The organism is Sulfuriflexus mobilis, from assembly GCF_003967195.1.
Classification (GTDB): Bacteria; Pseudomonadota; Gammaproteobacteria; order AKS1; family AKS1; genus Sulfuriflexus; species Sulfuriflexus mobilis.
Genome location: NZ_AP018725.1, coordinates 2,195,018 through 2,211,931, shown reverse-complemented (window position 1 = coordinate 2,211,931; position 16,914 = coordinate 2,195,018). Strand labels below are relative to the sequence as shown.

19 protein-coding genes are annotated in these 16,914 nt (G+C 50.0%); 14 read left to right on the top strand and 5 right to left on the bottom strand.

From position 1 onward, the window contains the following. Window positions 1-70 precede the first annotated feature (70 nt). Entirely contained in the window at window positions 71-1,078 is a 1,008-nt protein-coding gene (gene epmB / locus EL386_RS10810; protein WP_126456116.1) for an EF-P beta-lysylation protein EpmB, read from the bottom strand. An 87-nt stretch (window positions 1,079-1,165) separates the two neighbouring features. Here epmB and efp point away from each other — a divergent pair, with 87 nt between their 5' ends. After that, complete coding sequence (efp, locus tag EL386_RS10805) at window positions 1,166-1,741, top strand: elongation factor P (RefSeq protein ID WP_126456114.1); 576 nt, start codon at window positions 1,166-1,168, stop codon at window positions 1,739-1,741. Further along, window positions 1,713-2,720 carry an EF-P lysine aminoacylase EpmA gene (gene epmA, locus EL386_RS10800; RefSeq protein WP_126456112.1) on the top strand — a complete coding sequence of 336 codons (1,008 nt, stop codon included), beginning with the start codon at window positions 1,713-1,715 and terminating at the stop codon, window positions 2,718-2,720. The genes efp and epmA overlap by 29 nt, the downstream gene beginning before the upstream one ends. On the opposite strand, the gene asd is transcribed toward epmA, so the two are convergent. From asd to EL386_RS10785, 3 genes are read right to left on the bottom strand one after another with little or no spacing between them, the layout of a single operon-like run. Beyond that, window positions 2,717-3,568: an archaetidylserine decarboxylase gene (gene asd / locus EL386_RS10795; RefSeq protein WP_126456110.1), complete on the bottom strand. Its 852-nt coding sequence runs from the start codon at window positions 3,566-3,568 to the stop codon at window positions 2,717-2,719. The two genes, epmA and asd, sit on opposite strands and share 4 nt — an antisense overlap. A gap of 15 nt (window positions 3,569-3,583) precedes the next feature. Beyond that, the gene (locus EL386_RS10790) at window positions 3,584-4,045 is read right to left on the bottom strand and encodes a copper chaperone PCu(A)C (RefSeq protein ID WP_172597710.1); all 462 of its coding nucleotides are present in this window, start codon (window positions 4,043-4,045) and stop codon (window positions 3,584-3,586) included. Then, window positions 4,038-4,697 carry an SCO family protein gene (locus EL386_RS10785; protein WP_126456106.1) on the bottom strand — a complete coding sequence of 220 codons (660 nt, stop codon included), beginning with the start codon at window positions 4,695-4,697 and terminating at the stop codon, window positions 4,038-4,040. Before EL386_RS10785 ends, EL386_RS10790 begins: the two co-directional genes overlap by 8 nt. 542 nt (window positions 4,698-5,239) lie before the next feature. Here EL386_RS10785 and EL386_RS10780 point away from each other — a divergent pair. The 12 genes from EL386_RS10780 to EL386_RS10725 all read left to right on the top strand — a co-directional run bounded on the left by EL386_RS10780 (window position 5,240) and on the right by EL386_RS10725 (window position 15,880). Beyond that, window positions 5,240-5,569 (top strand): hypothetical protein, encoded by a 330-nt coding sequence (locus tag EL386_RS10780; RefSeq protein WP_126456104.1) that lies wholly within the window; start codon window positions 5,240-5,242, stop codon window positions 5,567-5,569. A 475-nt stretch (window positions 5,570-6,044) separates the two neighbouring features. Beyond that, entirely contained in the window at window positions 6,045-6,923 is an 879-nt protein-coding gene (locus tag EL386_RS10775; RefSeq protein ID WP_172597709.1) for a sensor histidine kinase, read from the top strand. Window positions 6,924-6,925: 2 nt separating this feature from the next. Beyond that, window positions 6,926-7,534, top strand: a complete 609-nt coding sequence (locus tag EL386_RS10770; protein WP_172597708.1) for a response regulator transcription factor — start codon at window positions 6,926-6,928, stop codon at window positions 7,532-7,534. Window positions 7,535-7,686: 152 nt separating this feature from the next. Then, the gene (locus EL386_RS10765; RefSeq protein WP_197722066.1) at window positions 7,687-9,030 is read left to right on the top strand and encodes a sigma-54 dependent transcriptional regulator; all 1,344 of its coding nucleotides are present in this window, start codon (window positions 7,687-7,689) and stop codon (window positions 9,028-9,030) included. A gap of 321 nt (window positions 9,031-9,351) precedes the next feature. Next, window positions 9,352-9,666, top strand: coding sequence for a hypothetical protein (locus EL386_RS10760; RefSeq protein ID WP_126456098.1), 315 nt, complete (start codon window positions 9,352-9,354; stop codon window positions 9,664-9,666). Between the two features lie 56 nt (window positions 9,667-9,722). Further along, window positions 9,723-10,118 (top strand): hypothetical protein, encoded by a 396-nt coding sequence (locus tag EL386_RS10755; RefSeq protein WP_126456096.1) that lies wholly within the window; start codon window positions 9,723-9,725, stop codon window positions 10,116-10,118. Between the two features lie 41 nt (window positions 10,119-10,159). Beyond that, window positions 10,160-10,789, top strand: coding sequence for a hypothetical protein (locus EL386_RS10750; RefSeq protein ID WP_126456094.1), 630 nt, complete (start codon window positions 10,160-10,162; stop codon window positions 10,787-10,789). 87 nt (window positions 10,790-10,876) lie between these two features. Further along, window positions 10,877-12,043 (top strand): hypothetical protein, encoded by a 1,167-nt coding sequence (locus tag EL386_RS10745; RefSeq protein WP_197722064.1) that lies wholly within the window; start codon window positions 10,877-10,879, stop codon window positions 12,041-12,043. An 81-nt stretch (window positions 12,044-12,124) separates the two neighbouring features. After that, window positions 12,125-12,853 carry a C39 family peptidase gene (locus EL386_RS10740; RefSeq protein WP_197722063.1) on the top strand — a complete coding sequence of 243 codons (729 nt, stop codon included), beginning with the start codon at window positions 12,125-12,127 and terminating at the stop codon, window positions 12,851-12,853. Between the two features lie 213 nt (window positions 12,854-13,066). Continuing rightward, window positions 13,067-13,831 carry a hypothetical protein gene (locus EL386_RS10735; RefSeq protein ID WP_126456092.1) on the top strand — a complete coding sequence of 255 codons (765 nt, stop codon included), beginning with the start codon at window positions 13,067-13,069 and terminating at the stop codon, window positions 13,829-13,831. A 180-nt stretch (window positions 13,832-14,011) separates the two neighbouring features. Next, entirely contained in the window at window positions 14,012-15,304 is a 1,293-nt protein-coding gene (locus tag EL386_RS10730; RefSeq protein WP_126456089.1) for a transporter family protein, read from the top strand. A 57-nt stretch (window positions 15,305-15,361) separates the two neighbouring features. Next, complete coding sequence (locus EL386_RS10725) at window positions 15,362-15,880, top strand: paraquat-inducible protein A (RefSeq protein ID WP_126456087.1); 519 nt, start codon at window positions 15,362-15,364, stop codon at window positions 15,878-15,880. On the opposite strand, the gene pyrC is transcribed toward EL386_RS10725, so the two are convergent. Beyond that, window positions 15,874-16,908 carry a dihydroorotase gene (gene pyrC, locus EL386_RS10720; protein ID WP_126456085.1) on the bottom strand — a complete coding sequence of 345 codons (1,035 nt, stop codon included), beginning with the start codon at window positions 16,906-16,908 and terminating at the stop codon, window positions 15,874-15,876. The two genes, EL386_RS10725 and pyrC, sit on opposite strands and share 7 nt — an antisense overlap. Window positions 16,909-16,914 lie beyond the last annotated feature (6 nt).

Here is a 16,914-nt window from a genome sequence, read left to right as displayed (position 1 = left end):
CTATATAAAGTATAGCAAGATTTCTTCTAGGTTTGATCACGTATTACTACGATGTATATAAAAGGAGGCCCTAGAGGGGCTGTTTACTGTCGGCGCCGGCCTGCTCCCTGACCAGTTTTGGCACCAGGTAACCGGGCAGACGCTGGCGGAGTTGCTGCTGCAGGCGGCGGGCAGTCTCATCGGCAACTTCAAAATGCGCGGCCCCCTGGACTCGGTCCAGCTGGTGGAGGTAATAGGGCAGGACACCGGCCTCAAATAAGCGCTCACTGAGCCGTGTTTGTGTATCGATGTCGTCATTGACCCCGGCCAGCAGCACGGCCTGATTCAGCAGGGTCGTGCCGGTGCCACGCAGGCGACTACAGGCCTGTTCTACCGCCGCATCTATCTCGTTCGGGTGGTTGATATGCAGGACCATCACGGTCTGCAGGGGGCTTGCGGCCAACCACTCACAGAGGGCATCGTCGACTCGGCTGGGAACGACCACGGGTAGCCGCGTGTGGAGTCGCAGGCGTCGAAGTTGTGGGATTCGGGCCAGTTTTTTCGCCAACTGGGCCAGGCGCTGGTCGCTGAGGCTGAGTGGGTCGCCACCGCTGAGGATGACCTCCGATATCGATGTATCGGCCTGGATATGGGCAAGGGCCTCCGCCCAGTCATTGCGGCTCGGGTTCGCCTCGGTATAGGGAAAGGTACGACGGAAACAATAACGGCAGTGGATACCGCAGGCGGCAGTGGCCAGCAGCAGGGCGCGCCCCGCATATTTATGCAACAGCCCGGGTATCGACATGGCCTCGAGGTCACCCACAGGGTTGGCTGTAAACCCTTCTTTATCAATAAGTTCTGATGAAACCGGCAATACCTGGCGCAGCAGCGGGTCGGTGGGGTCGCCATGCCGGATGCGCGCCAGGTAGGGCTCGGTGACCCTGAGGCTAAATAACTCTGCCGCTTGTCGGGCCGCGGGCAGGAGTTCGGCGGGCAGGCCGAGCCGTTGCCACAGCTCGGTCGGGTCGGTGATCGCCGTGGCCAGCACCTGTCGCCAGTGGCAGCTTGTCTGCAAAGAAGTGCTGGAACCCTGTATCATATGCGCTTTGTGAGTGTCGCCCAGGCGGCATCATACCGTATCTGCCGGGGTCAGGCTCGCGGCTGGAGTGAATATTGAGAGGAAAGCATGGCAAGCTACAGTACTAGTGAATTTCGCAGTGGCCTTAAACTCATGATCGATGGTGATCCCTGTGCCATCGTCGAAAACGAATTTGTGAAACCGGGTAAGGGTCAGGCCTTTAACCGCGTCAAAATCCGTAACCTGAAGACCGGTCGTGTCATCGATCGTACCTACAAGTCGGGTGAAAGTGTTGAGGCTGCAGATGTCATCGATACCGATATGCAGTATCTCTACAATGATGGTGAGTTCTGGTACTTCATGGACCCGGCGAGTTATGAACAGATCGGTGCCGATGCAAATGCCGTCAGTGATGCCCTGAAGTGGCTCAAGGAACAGGATATGTATACCGTGACCCTATGGAACGGCACGCCGTTGACGGTGACACCACCAAACTTCACCGTACTTAAAGTGGTGGAGACCGATCCGGGTGTACGCGGTGATACCTCAGGGGGGGGGGGCAAGCCGGCCACACTGGAAACCGGTGCGGTGGTGCGTGTGCCACTGTTTATCGACGAAGGTGAGTTACTCAAGGTCGATACCCGAACCGGTGAATATGTCTCACGTGCCAAGGAAGAGGGCTGATACCTTGTCACATGACTGGCGACCCTCTGCGTCGCTGGAGAGCATCAGCAAACGCGCGGCACTGTTACAGCAGGTCCGCGCGTTTTTTCATGCCCATCGGGTGATGGAAGTCGAAACCCCGGTGTTATCCGCCGCCGGTAATACCGATATCAATATTAATAGCTTTACCGTGCACTATGACGGCCCTCATGCCCCGCCTGATGGTCAGATGTATCTGCATACCTCACCGGAATATGCCATGAAGCGATTACTTGCCGCGGGCAGTGGTGACATCTTTCAGATTGCCAGGGTCTTTCGTAACGGCGAGGCCGGTCGCCGGCATAACCCCGAGTTTACCCTGCTCGAATGGTATCGACTCGGTATGGACCAGCATGCCTTGATGGCCGAGGTCGAAGCGCTGCTGCGGGTCCTGATGCCGGGGCTGGGCAAGACAAACCGCCTAAGCTATCGACAGGCCTTTATCGAACACGCCGGCATCGACCCACTGGAGGTGGAGCAACAAGCCCTGCAGGCCTGCGCCGAACGACATGGCCTGGGCGATATTGTTGGACTGGATAAAGACGATCACGATGCCTGGCTGGACTTATGCATGGACCAGGTGGTCGTGCCCGCCCTCGGTGAGGGGCTGGTCTTTATCTATGACTACCCGGCCTCACAGGCTGCGCTGGCACGTCTCAGTGAAGAGGATGCGCGTGTCGCCGAACGTTTTGAATGTTTTATTAATGGTGTTGAATTAGCAAATGGTTTCCATGAACTGACGGATGCCCGTGAACAACGGCAACGCCTGCTTGCTGACAACGCACATCGTCGTCTGACAGGGCGGGCAGAGCTACCGGTCGATGAACACTTTCTTTCGGCATTGCAAAGCGGCCTGCCGGATTGCGCCGGGGTGGCAGTGGGACTTGATCGCCTGCTCATGCTGATGAGTGGTGCCACGGCGATCGATGAGGTGCTGGCCTTTGCTGTCGACAGGGCCTAGTTATTCAGGCGACCGAGGAGTTGTCCCATTTGCACCCTCGATGCATCCTGCAAGGCTTCATTCCAGTCCATCGTTTCCTTGCCGAATAACAGGATAACGGTAGAGCCCATATTAAAGCGGCCCATTTCATCACCGGCATCGAGAGAAACGGTCTGCGGGTCATAGCGCCAGGTTATCACCTCGTTACGGTAAGGTGGGGTGATACAGCCATGCCAGACGGTTTCCATACTGCCGACATTGATTGCCCCGACCATGATCATGGCCATGGGACCCTGTTCGGTATCAAAGATATTGATCACACGCTCATTGCGGGCAAACAGGCCAGGGATCATGCGGACAGTGGTCTGATTAACACTAAAGAGTTTCCCCGGCACATAGGTCATTTCACGTAACTGGCCTGACAGAGGCATGTGAATGCGGTGATAGTCGCGCGGTGAGAGATAAATGGTGCAGAACCGGCCATTGATAAAATGATTGGCCAGCGCCTCGGAACCGCCGAGCAGGGCCGTGAGTGAGTAATGGTGATGTTTGGCCTGAAAGATTTGTTTATCTTCAATCTCGCCGAGTTGGCTGACCTGGCCATCGACAGGACAAAGGATGGCGGCGGCCTCCGTGGCCAGGGGGCGGGCATCCTGGCGCAGGGCACGGGTGAAGAAACTGTTAAAGTCCTTATAGGCGCAGGCATCCGGTTCAGCGGCCTGGCGCATGTCGACGTGGAATACTTTGATGAACAAACGGATGAGCGCGTTTTTAAGCCACACCAGACGGACCCGGGTGAGTTTGTAAACAAGCCCGGAAATCGCATGTGCGGGGAGCAGGCTAACGAGTCGGGAAAAAAGAGTATTCATGATTCCAGGCGATGGTTAGTGGTGTTGATGAGGGTGGTGAGCCTCATCACCGGCCTTCTTTACCGTGACCTCGAACGCAAAGTTACCATGCTCGCCGAGTCTTAATGTGACGGGCACCTTGTCTCCGGCCTTTAATGGTCGTTGAGGATTAAACAGCATCATGTGCGTGCCATCGGGCTGCAGGTGTTTCTCGCCCTTCGCCGGAATGGTCAGCGTGTCTTCCTGCAGCATGCGCATAAGGCCATTAGTCATTTCCGTGCGATGAAACTCGATACGGGTAAACAATGGACTGCTGGCCGAGGTGATGGCAATGTCATCGCTGCTGCGGTTGTGGATAAGCATATAGGCCGCCTGTACCTTACTGACCGGGGGCGCCTCGCGAATCCAGGCATCTTCAATAGACAGTTCACTTGCCCTGCTCAACGGGCTGAAAAGCAGGTTGGCAAGCAGGGCCAGAAAGATAAACGGCCTATTCATGTGCGCCTCGAATGAGGGCAAACTCACTGGCCATAGTGATGGGGTCATGCGGGGCAGAGAACAGGGCGTGTAGCCTGCCTTGTGGGTTGATGAGCAACACAGCACCACTATGGTCGACACTATATTCCTTGTCATCAGCGGATTTTTTGTTTAACAGGTAGGCGATGCCAAACTGTCGGGTAAGGATATCAATCTCTGCCGGTGAGCCGGCCGTCAGACCAACAAATTCCGGGTTGAAGTAAGGCATATATTGCGCAAGTTGATCAACGGTATCGCGTTCCGGGTCAATCGAGACCATCATGACCCGGGGCAGGGCCATCTCCGCCGACTGCTTTGAAAGCGCCTTGAGCATGAGGTTTAACATGGTCAGGGTAGAGGGACAGACATCCGGGCAGTTGCTATAACCAAAAAACACAAAGGACCATTCCCCGGCCAGGCTTGCCTCGGTGAAGACGTTGCCATGATGGTCGAGTAAACGAAAGGGCTGGACATCCCGCGGGCTGCTAAAGACGGTGGCATTGAGTTCACGCAGGTCGGGACTGGATGTGCGGGTACTGTGGTATAGCCACTGACCGGCGATGGCGCCAAGCAGGGCGATGGTAACGATCAGCAGAGAGGTCCTGTGGCGGAAAATACGGGGTAAATGCGACATGTTGTAGTGTTTTCTGTTCGTGGCAGATCAGTATATCAAATTCGCTGGCGGGCGTATGTATCATCTGTTTCTGCGCCTGCCAGAATGCTGTGGACGCCTCGGGGGCAGGGCGCTACGGCTGTTGAGGCCGTCACGACCCTGAGCACCCTTCCAGGGCAGGCCGCGTAGCGTCAGGGCGAGCCTGCGCGGGCAAAATCACGCAGTATTTTGCCTGGATAAAGTGACGGGCATATCGCCGTAGGCAATGTCCGCGACACGCCGCAGGCCCTTCCCAATACGGAAAAATAAACGCATAATAAAGCCAGTTGCCCATCGTGGTTGACACCGAATATCTTCCGTTATGGCCCCAGCCGGCGCATAAACGGTAAAAAAATAAGTATGGATGTCGGGAAAGTAAAGAGCTTGCCTGTTAGTAGGCCGTGCCAGTGATAATATCCCTGGGCAAGGCGTATTCCCTCCATCCCCATATAAATGCAGTTCAAAGAGCATGTAAAACGATAGGCTGGTTAGAAGGCCAAATATAAAAAAGATGGAGGAAGGAAGTGCAATACTTGTATCCACTCTTCGCGTTTTTGTCTGCCCATCCACTGGCCGTAATGCTGGTGGCACTGATATTTGTTATCCCGGTTTTTTTCCCGCGTTATATTATTCGCTATAAAATAGTTTTGATCTTTTGCGCCGTCATGTGGCTGATTTACGGATACTGGGAGGTGTTTCTGGCGCAGTGGAAACCGGAATTGACGAATATTGACTCCCGTGCTGATATAGTAGTCATTGGGCCACTGCTATTGATATCCTTTATTATTGGTATTGTAACCATTATTAAAGGCCTGATGCGGAAGGTGAAGCCGTCAGATAGTTGTGTAATATAAATGTAACGGATTTTAAGTATTAGGCCGTATATATTTTTGTACCACAAACATAAATAATATTGTTTGTACTTTCCTGCAGTCAATCAGGTTATACACTTGCACTTTCATTTGTATCGGCCCTTTCCCCCACCCCCCTTAAAGGGCCGATTTTTTTTACAGAGCCGTGCTTTCGGTTATCAACCACGCTCAATAATACCCATTATAAAAGCATGTATATGGTGGTATAGTTAAGTATAATTACGTATTATCATAGTCTTAGAGGATAGCGTAGGATGCTTGCTCTGGGAGTGGTTTGGATTTTGTAAAAAAGTAAAAAAGCCACTTCACATGCTACAACCCACTCTGGGGAGAGGGTACTTAGAAAGCGTTACCATCAAGTCAGTAATAGATTGACAAGATGGGGCAAAGAATCCACTGTTGAATGAACAAGGTTGCTCCGAGTGTGAAGACAGCAACCTATGTGAGAGGATCCAGTATGGATAAGCCAACTGCTGCCGTATTACCTCTATGGTACGGTCGATTTATTAGGCTCTCTTCTGCAGAGTTAAGTTTCCACACGCAGATAGAGGCACCCAATCAACAGCAGCAGTCACAATCACACTTAAATAGTCATCAGCCCGAAGCAGTCGGACATGATGGCAACAATCCACTTCTCATTATTGATTCAGTAAGAACAAATGCGATTAACCGCGTAATAGCGGAGTTAACGCATGAACTTAACCAGCCACTTACGGCGATCTCAATACTGACCGATACGGCAATAAAGATCATGGCTAGGGAAAGCCATGGACAAGATGCAATACTCACTTCTCTCAAAACCATAGGCATACAGGCAAAGCGAGCAGGCGAAGTCATTAAGGGCTTAAAACGCTTGACTGTCGAAAAGGATCTTGAAAGAACGATGATGTCTATGAATGACATTATCAGCGAGGTAGTCGAGCTTGTTGAAATAGAGGTGCGACTGAATGACATAATGTTTGTCATTAATATGAGCGAACAGGATGTGACAGTCAATGTCGATAGGTTATTGATTGGCCAGGTGATAGTGAATTTAATAAGAAACTCGATAGATGCCGTAAAAGGAAATGTGAATAAACCAAAGAAAATTGAATTGAGCGTCATACGCATCGATGATAACGTGGCAGTAATTATTAAAGACAACGGTTCTGGTATGACTTTGCTTGAGGCGGAAAAGGTTTTTCAGCCTTTTTATACCTCAAAACCAAATGGCATGGGGCTGGGTCTGGCAATTAGTCATTCAATTATAAATGCACATAATAGTTGCCTATGCCTGAATAGCGCCAAGGGCTGTGGTAGTAAGTTTTATTTTATGCTTGATATTACAAAGGAATGATCATGTCTGAAACAGGTAATGCTGTACATATTATTGATGATGATGAAAGTGTCAGGCTTGCTATATCGGGGCTTATGGAATCGGAGGGCATCGTCAGCAGTATTTTTGCATCAGCAGAGGATTTTCTCGTGAAGGTAAACAGAGATGCGCAGGGCTGTGTGCTGGCCGACGTAAAGATGCCTGGAATGACAGGGCTTGAGCTGATTGAAAAAATGGAATGCGAATCTATTTATATGCCTGTGGTGATGATGTCAGGGTGCGGAGATATTAGTATAGCGGTGAAGGCTATGAAAGAGGGTGTGCTTGATTTTATCGAAAAGCCCTTTGATAATGACAAACTCATCAAGATCGTCAGGGGTTGTTTGCTGCAATGTGAGGATTACAGAGAAAAAGCCTTGTACAGAGAAAAATCACAAAAAAGAATACAATCACTAACGACACGTGAGCGTCAAGTGATGGACTTGTTGGTGAACGGCTGTCAGAACAAGGAAATTGCCAGGGAACTGGATATTAGTCCTCGCACAGTGGAGCTGCACCGTGCAAAGATTATGAATAAGTTGCATGCGAGCACTATCTCTGACGTTGTGCGCGCAGGTATTACATCAGCATAATGATTTTTAATTCAAGCTATTAAATAAGAAAATCACAGCCTCAGGTAGTAGTACGTATTTCGCGAGCCAGATTGGGCGTATACGATTTATGCAAGTAGTCATGCGGGGAAATTTCATTAACTAATAATAATATCAAGCACGGGAGGCTGTTCATGGATACGGGGGGGCGAAATATTTTCTACTGGAATCCCATGCATGTGCATGAAGATGCCATTAACAAAATAAATACCGATCGCTGGTATATTCATACCGCACACTCCGAGAAAGAGGCGTTGGAACTTCTGGAAAAGCATGAATACAGGGTCGGCCTGGCCCACCTGGATACGAATAATCCTCAACAGATAAAACAGTTAGAAAATATCCTTATCCGCTCACGGGCGGAGTGGGTGGCCCTGCTCACCAGGCGTGAACTACTTGATAATGACTTGTGCAGGAACACCATTCTTAACGGATTCTACGATTATCATACCCTGCCTACTCGTCCGAAGATTCTGCTGAACACTCTGGGACATGCCTATGGCATGTCAACCCTGAAAAACAGGCTATCAGAAGAAATTACTGTATCCAGTGATGAGGATGAAATGGTAGGCGTAAGCCCGGTTATGCGGGTGCATTTTGCCAATATACGCAAGCTTGCCCGGGTCGATGCCCCGGTTCTCATTAATGGAGAATCCGGAACCGGCAAGGAACTTTCAGCGTTGGCTATTCATGAACGTTCAGAACGGAGTAATTCCCCGTTTGTAGCCGTCAACTGTGGCGCATTACCTGAAAAGCTGATCCAGACCGAACTCTTCGGGCATGAGAAGGGTGCGTTCACAGGTGCTCATCAGCGGAAAATCGGCAAGATAGAGGCAGCCACTGGTGGCACACTGTTTCTGGACGAGATCGGTGATTTGCCGCTTGAGCAACAGACCAGCCTGTTGAGGTTTTTACAGGAGAAGACGATTGAGCGGGTAGGTGGAACCAGTTCATTACATATTGATGTCAGGGTGATTGCCGCCACGCATGTTGACCTCGAGCAGGCGGTGCAGGCAGGACGGTTTCGTGAAGACCTGTATTATCGGCTAAATGTCGTAAATTTATATGTGCCGCCGTTGCGTGAGCGCGTCGATGATATAGAAGTGCTGGCAAAGTATTTTTTTAAAAAATTCCATAACGAGGCCGGCAATGGCGTCAACGGCTTTAGCCAGCATGCCCTGCAGGCGCTGAATGATTATCCCTGGCCGGGCAATGTCCGCGAGATGATTAACAAGGTAAGACGTGCAATGCTGATGTGTGAGGGTCGTCTGATCAGTGCGGCTGACCTTGGTTTGGAAAGACGCGGTCCGTGCCGTCGGATTCAGCGCCTTGATGATGCGCGTAATAATGCTGAGGTAGATACGATCATCGCCGGTCTGAAACAATGTAGAAATAATGTCTCACTGGCGGCTAAGAATCTGGGCGTCTCACGTGTGACGCTCTATCGCCTCATGGAAAAACATTCCATCTCTCTCTAGCTGTAATTAGTTTCCTGTTGTTCCCCCGTATATGCAGTATGCGCCACAGTAGCTGGTGCATGGCGTGCACCTCCCCGCCGCGTGATCTTACTTATACAAAAGCTTTACACCTTACAATGTGGTTTAAGTGTTTGTTATCTAATAGCTGACAGGCCCTTCCCGCAAGATGGTGTTTCACATTATATACATCCGCAAAACCCGTTTACGTAGCGCCTCAGAAAAACCTCAGTCAGTACAGCAGCTTATGTTTTTGGCATGGCGGTTGCACTATAAACAATAAACATCAACGCCAAATAATGCATAGCGGCTTGAGGTCGGGAAATGAAAAAACATATTTATGCCACATGTTTCATAGCAAGCTTGTTGCTGCTGGTCAGTGGTGTGTTACATGCCGAGGGTAATGATAAGGCCTTCATTCTGGCGGACGCAGCGCTAATAGATGGTGAACATGTCGAGGATAGTGAATTACATGAAATTAGTGGCAAAGGCGCCGATGGCCATACGCCAAACCGACCAGAGGCAGTGTCTGTCATTCTCTGGGATGAAAAAGGCAGTGGCAAACAATCAGTGCAGCATAACAGCATGAGCGGTAGTGGAAACACACAGAATGTGAGCGTGAGGTTTAACAGAAATTAGCCGAGGTATATATCATGCGGAATCTGACACAGAAGAGTTTATGGAAGATTGCAAGCATGATGATTGTTCTGCTGGGGTCTGATGTGGTCTGGTCGCAAGAGTCAACTCAGGGCTTAACGCCAATGCAGGAAGATATCGCACTGGTCGAGAATGATGCGTTGCCTAATTTTTCGAGGCATAAACTTGATGCCAGTATCAAGTCCATTTCGGCCCCGGCAGATAGTCTGATAGAGGGTGACTTGTTGAACATAGAGGAAGGGTTAGCAACCGAGCCGGATGGTTATGTACAGGATATGGATAATTCCGAACAAGAAATGGTTGAAGAGATAGTGGTAAAGCCTGAAGAGGCTATTACCCGGAATAATCCGCGACACCGTAAGATGAATGCAAAGGGTGTGGCAATGCTTAGAAAAATTCTTTGGATGTCATTGTTTTATTCAAGTTCAAAATAAATATTTGAACGTGGAACATAGAGCGTAACCAGGACATGATAATGAATCATTATACAGGGGCCTTGCTCGCAGTGTTGAGCAGCATAACAAGCAGTCTACCCATATCGGCACAGGCAAATGACTTTGAGGTGGTGTTGCCGTCATATATAACTGAATCAATTGTCGAGGGTGATGCACTTGCCGGCGTCAACGGCGCAGTGGGAATTAATCTGGTGGCAGGTGATGCCAACCTACAGGCTAATGCTGCGGCCATTGCCATCAGTGCAACCGGGATCGCGAGAAGCAGAATAGCCAGCCACCAAGCAACGGCTCTGGGCCAAGGGACTGTTCCTGATATCAGTATAACCAGTATTCGCGGCAATGCCTTTTCTAATTCTACCGGTATCCTCTCCATCAACCAGATAAGTGGGGTAAGTAATACGCAGGCTAACGGTATTGCCTATGGTGTGGGTGTTGAGGCGATTACCGATGTGGAATTGTCGCAGTCGATTACAGGTTATGCAATTGCCCCGGTTGTCAAGGGGCTAGACAAACCAGGTATCCGTATAGCGGATATCGAATCAACAGCGTTCGAGAATAGTCGTGGCATTGTGCAAATTAACCAGACAGCTGGTTCCGGCAATGCAACGAGAAATAATTTTGCACTACGCATCTCTACGGGTGCGAAATGAATTCCCCCCTGCACGACCCCGGCGGGATGGAATATAAGGGACGGGGTATAACCATAAACACTGTAAACACCAACTAGGAGAACTACTATGAAGATGCAATTTAAATACACACCTATGGCCCTGGCAGTTGCTGCGCTCATCGCGTCACCGCTGACCTTTGCCACAGAGAGTCATGACGATAATGACCATACCTTTACCGCTAAGGCAGACCTCGAGCTAAATCTTGACCTTGACATCACGACAAGTAGCAACAATGTGGATGTCAATATTGAGAAAGACTTTGACTATGACGAAAGTGTTGAAGTCAATATAGGTGTTGATCTGGACCCTAACGCCTATGCTCGGGCGGTAACCGACGACAAGCAGAGTAATAAGCTTAATGAGGTCTACAATGACGGGCATAATAACAATGCCAATGCCTCAGGAGATTCCCTCAGTAACGCCGCAGGTAATATTGGCCTCAACATCACAGCGGGTACCAACAACCAGCAGGATAATGCCGCTGCCCTGGCCGTGGCTGATGCCGAGATGACGTTTGGTGCAGCCGATGGACAGGCTCATTCCTCGCAAGACGGTGAGTTCAACTACACTGAAAATTATGGTGTGTATAACAACGCAAGTGTGCGTGACAATGTGTTAAAAGGTGCTACTGGCAACATCGGCGTAAACATCTCGGCTGGCAACAGCAACCAGCAGAAGAACAACCTGGCTGCAGCCGTATCCACCGGCGGCGTGGGACTTGCCATGGTGACGTCCGATCAGGAATCTGATCGTAATATTACTCATAATACTGGCAAGGTAGTCACGCTATCGAAGAGTGGCAGTTTCTCCGGAGAAACTGAACTGTGGGGTGGATACGAAGGCACCTCGGATCAGATCGGCGACCTGTATGTAGATAACTGGGCTGCAGGCACTACAGGTCTACCTAATCATCCTACAGATGGCGCTCTCCTGGGCCATAGTGATTTTGATAGTGAGGCTCAGGGTGCACAAGACCTTAATGGTGATGGCGGTGCGCTGGCCTTCAACGAAGTAGGTGAGATTCACCTGTCAGGTTATTTCAGTGGCTCTTATTCGCAGTCCTGGGATGTCTATATACCTTCCGTCAACAATGCAAGCCTGTCAGGCAACGCATTGGCAGGTGCCTCGGGTAATATCGGGGTGAACATCGCTTCAGGCACGGGTAACCAGCAGAACAACAGCCTTGCGCTCGGTGTATCGACTGGTACAGGTATGCCTGGTGGTGAGTTCTGATATCACCTACTGACTGGTATGCCGGCCGGAATCATCCGGTCGGCATATTCCAATCAATAATATATGACAGGCTACTTGAACATGAAAAATGATAACGATCGAATTACGTATTGTCTGATGAGGTATGTCAGTGCTCTTAGCTTGATGCTATTACTCTTCATGTCATCAATGACAGGGGCCAGTGAGGTGCGTTTTGGTAGCATCCTACCTGGTGCTGGCGTGATTAATAAACAAGTTATTAGTCTGCGCGAACAGCGTTATGTGAATCTGGTTAGGCAAGATACAGATTTCAGTTGTGGCGCTGCTGCCCTAGCCACCATTCTCAAGTATGCCTATGGTCGTGATGTCACAGAGGAGTCAGTGCTGCGTGGCATGTTGAAAGTAAGTGACCCGGAGACGGTCAGGAAAAGGGGTTTTTCACTACTGGATATCAAGCGTTATACACAATCTATCGGACTGAGGGGCCGTGGTTATAAGGTAAAGTCAGGCACATTATCAAGGATCAAAATTCCCATCATTGCCCTGGTTGATATACGTGGCTATAAACACTTCGTGGTCTTTAAGACCTATCGTGATGGCAAGGTCTACATTGCTGACCCGGCACTGGGTAACAAAATACTGAGTTTTGAAGAGTTTAACAAGATTTGGAATGGGGTGGTATTTGCTGTAATTGGCAAGGGCTTTGACCGTAATACGGTTTTGATGCAACCCGCGGCGCCGGTGACAGCACGTGGTTTAGCGCGAGCACATATCCCGCTAACAAACAATGATTTATTGAAGTTCGGTTTTACCCATGCAGAACTTTTTTAAAGTAAGGCGTGGGTATTTTTTATTAATTGGTGCGGCGCAAATTACACATTATTCCAAAAAATATGTTGCTGAGAAAAACAGGTGTGTTATTAAATCGCTGTTTAAATTTTCATGGGGAAGATGATGAACAGACATTCACGAGTTCGTATCACTGGCATTTCGGCCGTAGTAGTTCTGGGTTGCGGTCTATTATTCATACCTACGGCACACGCAATGATCGATAGCGATTTGTATGCTTTCAATGATGAGATTGAGCTATCCGATGAGGAGCTCGGAGGTCTACGTGGCCGTTATACAGGCGGGAACCAGATTACCTATTTTGGTGTAGAAATGTATACAAAAGTGGCCAGCAACACGGGGCGGATCACCACAGCAGGTATAGAGTTTGCTACCAATATTGTTTCATCGACTGCTATCCGCCCAACCGTCACGGTCTACCATTCCAGTACGGCAGCTGTTGAAGGTGCTGGTGGCTCAAGTTTCGGCGCAAACAACTTGACCAGTATTAGCTCTGATGGTCTGGATAACATTGAGGGTGTCAGTCAGAGTATCCAGATTGCGGGTGACCTGAACGAGGTTAGTAATGAGCTTGCTATTGATATATCAAGTGATGTCGGCGGCCCAGAAAGCTTTTTTTCTGATAGGGGGGAAGTCAGCAGTAACTTTGATGGCCCTGGCACAAAAAGTATCACTGGCGATGCAGGCACGACCACTACCTTCAGTCTGAATAAAGATGGTTTTGGTTACACCGTCGCTTTGCCCGGTGATATCGAGGTATCACAGAATGTCCGTAATGCGGCTCAGAACCAGGCTAATGGTATCAGTCAACGTGTACAGATAAGTAGCAACCAGTACCAGGTTAGCAATGTAATTAATATTGTTGCCAGACAGCAGCAGGTCGCAAATGGCCTGCAGCGACCAGAGCTAGGGACGGCCCTTAGCAGTCTGCGTGGTCTGCAGAGCATTGGCAGACTATAGGGTAGCAGCCACATAACACAATTATACGCAAAAATACGTATTGACTGGAATTGTGAGGAGCATGAGATTGAGGTGTCGCCAATACCATATAACTTACTGTAAAAACTGGTTTTGTTATATGCGTGTTGGCGATGGGGGAAGCAAATAATTGCCGTTGTCAGATAAGAAAAAGGGAACGCTATGTCTATTATCAGGAAGAGATATCTTGCCGTCGTCATTGGCACTATGTTCGCGACGTCTGCTGTTGCCGACAATGCAGAGACTGAACGTCTACGTAGTGAACTTAATGACTTGAGGGGAAAGTACGATGAACAGGCCTTGCGCCTGATGAAGCTGGAGGCGCGTCTCGATCGCTTGGCCTTCTATAGCAAGCCGTCCTATCAACAGACTGGCGGCATTGTTAAGACGGTGTATAAGGGGGACAAGAACATTCAGTTGGCACAGGATAATACGACCAGCCAACAGGCAAAACCACCGGCTAAGAGGGCGGCTGAGGAAGAGGTGATAAGGGAGGCCCCAGCCAGTCGTAGTACGCAGGCCGTCTATCAGGAACAGCATGCGCTGTTTGACAGAAAGTTTACTTTTGAGCCGGGTTTTACTTACACTAGCTTTGACCGTAACCAGTTATTGTTAAACGGCTTCCTCGCCCTTGATTCTATATTTTTAGGTACAATCAGCGTCGATGAGGTCGAAGCACAGATTCTGACTCTCGACTTGGCAGGACGTTATGGCCTGACTGACAGAATACAACTCGATTTTAATATTCCCTTTGTTTACAGAAATACCAATTACCAGTCTGTTGGCGCTGGTGGCGCATCAACCAGTCTGATTGAAGAAGATATTACCCTGGACACAGAACTTGGTGATGTGAGTGCCGGTTTTTACTACCAGTTAGTCAAAGAACAAACTAATTGGCCTGATGTTGTCTGGAATGTCCGGGTCAAGGCACCGACGGGTAGTGACCCATACGGTATCTCGATTATCGATGTTGACGGTTCAGGTAACCTGATGATTCCGGAAGAATTGCCCAGTGGTAATGGCCTATGGGCACTATCTACAGGATTGTCATTTGTCAGGACAGTAGACCCGGCTATCCTGTTTGCCAGCGTCAATTACACACATAACCTCGAGGATGACTTTGGCGATATTAGTTCGGCTGACGGCAAACAGCCAGGGAGTATCGATCTGGGCTCGACCTTTAGCTACGGTCTCGGTATTGCCTTTGCCCTGAATGAGCGCACCAGTATGAGCTTTGGTTATAATCAGAGCTTTACCGGCAAGTCACGTCAAAAGCTGGATAGCACTGGTGATTGGCAGTCGATTATAGGCAGTGACGCGAATAGTGCCCAGCTAAACATTGGTGCAACCTATGCCTTGAGTGATATGTCATCCTGGATCACGAATATTGGCATTGGGCTGAATACTGATGCGCCGGATGTGACCTTCAGCATGAAGTTCCCTTATACCTTCTGAGTGGGTAATGACGGCGCGGCATTTGAAAGCCCGTGCCATTTTGATTATTGTGCTGGGATGGCAGACAAGACCATTTCAACACAATTCCCCCGTCAGGCAAGATGGCTTCGCTGGCTCATTGGCCTGAACCTGCTGTGTCTGGCTGTCGGTCTGTTTGCGCCGATGCTGACCATTGAAAAGTTTATCGTGCTCGAAAACACATTCTCTGTGGTGAGCGGGGTATTCGAATTATTAAGGGAAGGGCAATGGCTGTTATTTTTGCTGTTAGCGACATTCAGCATCATCTTGCCCTTGATGAAAATAGTTGTTCTGTATCGACTGGTGGCGGGTAGCGCTACGGACTCGAATTCTCAGCGCCACCTCAGGTATATGCATGATTATGGCAAGTGGTCGATGCTGGATGTCTTTGTCGTTGCCATTCTGATCGTCGCACTAAAACTGGGTTATCTCTTTGCCGTGCAGGTACATATTGGCCTGTATGCCTTTGCCCTCGCCGTATTGCTAACGATGTATATTACCGCCCGCGTGATCAAACTGACCGATGCCTGCCTTAAACAGGCCGAGTCTGGCTACTGACGGACAGACCAGCGTAGCGTTTCGCCGGCACGTAAGGGGATAAGGACTTCATCACCGAGTGGATAGCTGTCTGGCACCTGCCATGGTCTCTGTTCCAGGGTGATCGTGCCGGTATTCCTGGGCAGGCCATAGAAATCCGCGCCATGGAAACTGGCAAAACCCTCAAGTTTATCCAGCGCCCCCGCCGCCTCGAAGGCCTCGGCATATAATTCGATCGCGGCGTGGGCCGTGTACATGCCGGCACAACCACAGGCACTCTCCTTTGCCCCTTGTGCATGGGGGGCGCTGTCGGTGCCGAGGAAAAACTTCTTGTTACCACTGGTCGCGACATCGACAAGGATCTGCCGATGTTCCTCGCGCTTGAGTATGGGCAGGCAATAGTGGTGCGGTCGTATGCCGCCCACGAACATGGCATTGCGGTTCATTAACAAATGATGTGCCGTAATGGTGGCGGCGACGTTGTCCGGTGCATTGAGGACGAAGTCCGCGGCATCACCCGTGGTAATGTGTTCAAGGACAACCTTCAGATCAGGGAACTTCTCCAGCAGGGGCAGCAGCTGTTCATGGATAAAGACGGTCTCACGGTCAAAGACATCAATGGCCGGGTCCGTCACCTCACCGTGAATGAGCAAGGGCAGGCCGGTTTCCTGCATGGCGGCCAGTGCGGCATGGGTATGCCGGATATCGGTTACACCGGCATCCGAGTTGGTAGTGGCACCTGAGGGATAGAGTTTTACGGCATGCACAAATGCGTTTTCGGCCGCCCGGGCAATTTCTTCAGCCGAGGTCTTGTCTGTCAGGTACAGGGTCATCAGGGGCTGAAACGGGCTGCCCTGAGGACAGCTATCGAGAATACGCTGGCGATAGGCCATTGCCGCCTCGACGTTAGTCACGGGTGGTTTCAGGTTGGGCATGATGATAGCGCGGGCAAACTGCCTGGCCGTATGTGGCATTACGCTGGATAGTACGTCAGCATCGCGGACATGCAGGTGCCAGTCATCAGGTTGTGTCAGGGTCAGTGTTTGCATAAGGGG

Bases quoted from the DNA above. Each gene is read 5' to 3' on its own strand.
- epmB (WP_126456116.1), bottom strand. From the start codon at position 1,078: ATGATACAGGGTTCCAGCACTTCTTTGCAGACAAGCTGCCACTGGCGA.
- EL386_RS10775 (WP_172597709.1), top strand. From the start codon at position 6,045: ATGGATAAGCCAACTGCTGCCGTATTACCTCTATGGTACGGTCGATTT.
- EL386_RS10770 (WP_172597708.1), top strand. From the start codon at position 6,926: ATGTCTGAAACAGGTAATGCTGTACATATTATTGATGATGATGAAAGT.
- efp (WP_126456114.1), top strand. From the start codon at position 1,166: ATGGCAAGCTACAGTACTAGTGAATTTCGCAGTGGCCTTAAACTCATG.
- EL386_RS10740 (WP_197722063.1), top strand. From the start codon at position 12,125: ATGAAAAATGATAACGATCGAATTACGTATTGTCTGATGAGGTATGTC.
- EL386_RS10755 (WP_126456096.1), top strand. From the start codon at position 9,723: ATGATGATTGTTCTGCTGGGGTCTGATGTGGTCTGGTCGCAAGAGTCA.
- epmA (WP_126456112.1), top strand. From the start codon at position 1,713: ATGTCTCACGTGCCAAGGAAGAGGGCTGATACCTTGTCACATGACTGG.
- pyrC (WP_126456085.1), bottom strand. From the start codon at position 16,908: ATGCAAACACTGACCCTGACACAACCTGATGACTGGCACCTGCATGTC.
- EL386_RS10735 (WP_126456092.1), top strand. From the start codon at position 13,067: ATGATCGATAGCGATTTGTATGCTTTCAATGATGAGATTGAGCTATCC.
- EL386_RS10730 (WP_126456089.1), top strand. From the start codon at position 14,012: ATGTCTATTATCAGGAAGAGATATCTTGCCGTCGTCATTGGCACTATG.
- EL386_RS10790 (WP_172597710.1), bottom strand. From the start codon at position 4,045: ATGAATAGGCCGTTTATCTTTCTGGCCCTGCTTGCCAACCTGCTTTTC.
- EL386_RS10785 (WP_126456106.1), bottom strand. From the start codon at position 4,697: ATGTCGCATTTACCCCGTATTTTCCGCCACAGGACCTCTCTGCTGATC.
- asd (WP_126456110.1), bottom strand. From the start codon at position 3,568: ATGAATACTCTTTTTTCCCGACTCGTTAGCCTGCTCCCCGCACATGCG.
- EL386_RS10750 (WP_126456094.1), top strand. From the start codon at position 10,160: ATGAATCATTATACAGGGGCCTTGCTCGCAGTGTTGAGCAGCATAACA.
- EL386_RS10745 (WP_197722064.1), top strand. From the start codon at position 10,877: ATGAAGATGCAATTTAAATACACACCTATGGCCCTGGCAGTTGCTGCG.
- EL386_RS10725 (WP_126456087.1), top strand. From the start codon at position 15,362: ATGGCAGACAAGACCATTTCAACACAATTCCCCCGTCAGGCAAGATGG.
- EL386_RS10765 (WP_197722066.1), top strand. From the start codon at position 7,687: ATGGATACGGGGGGGCGAAATATTTTCTACTGGAATCCCATGCATGTG.
- EL386_RS10760 (WP_126456098.1), top strand. From the start codon at position 9,352: ATGAAAAAACATATTTATGCCACATGTTTCATAGCAAGCTTGTTGCTG.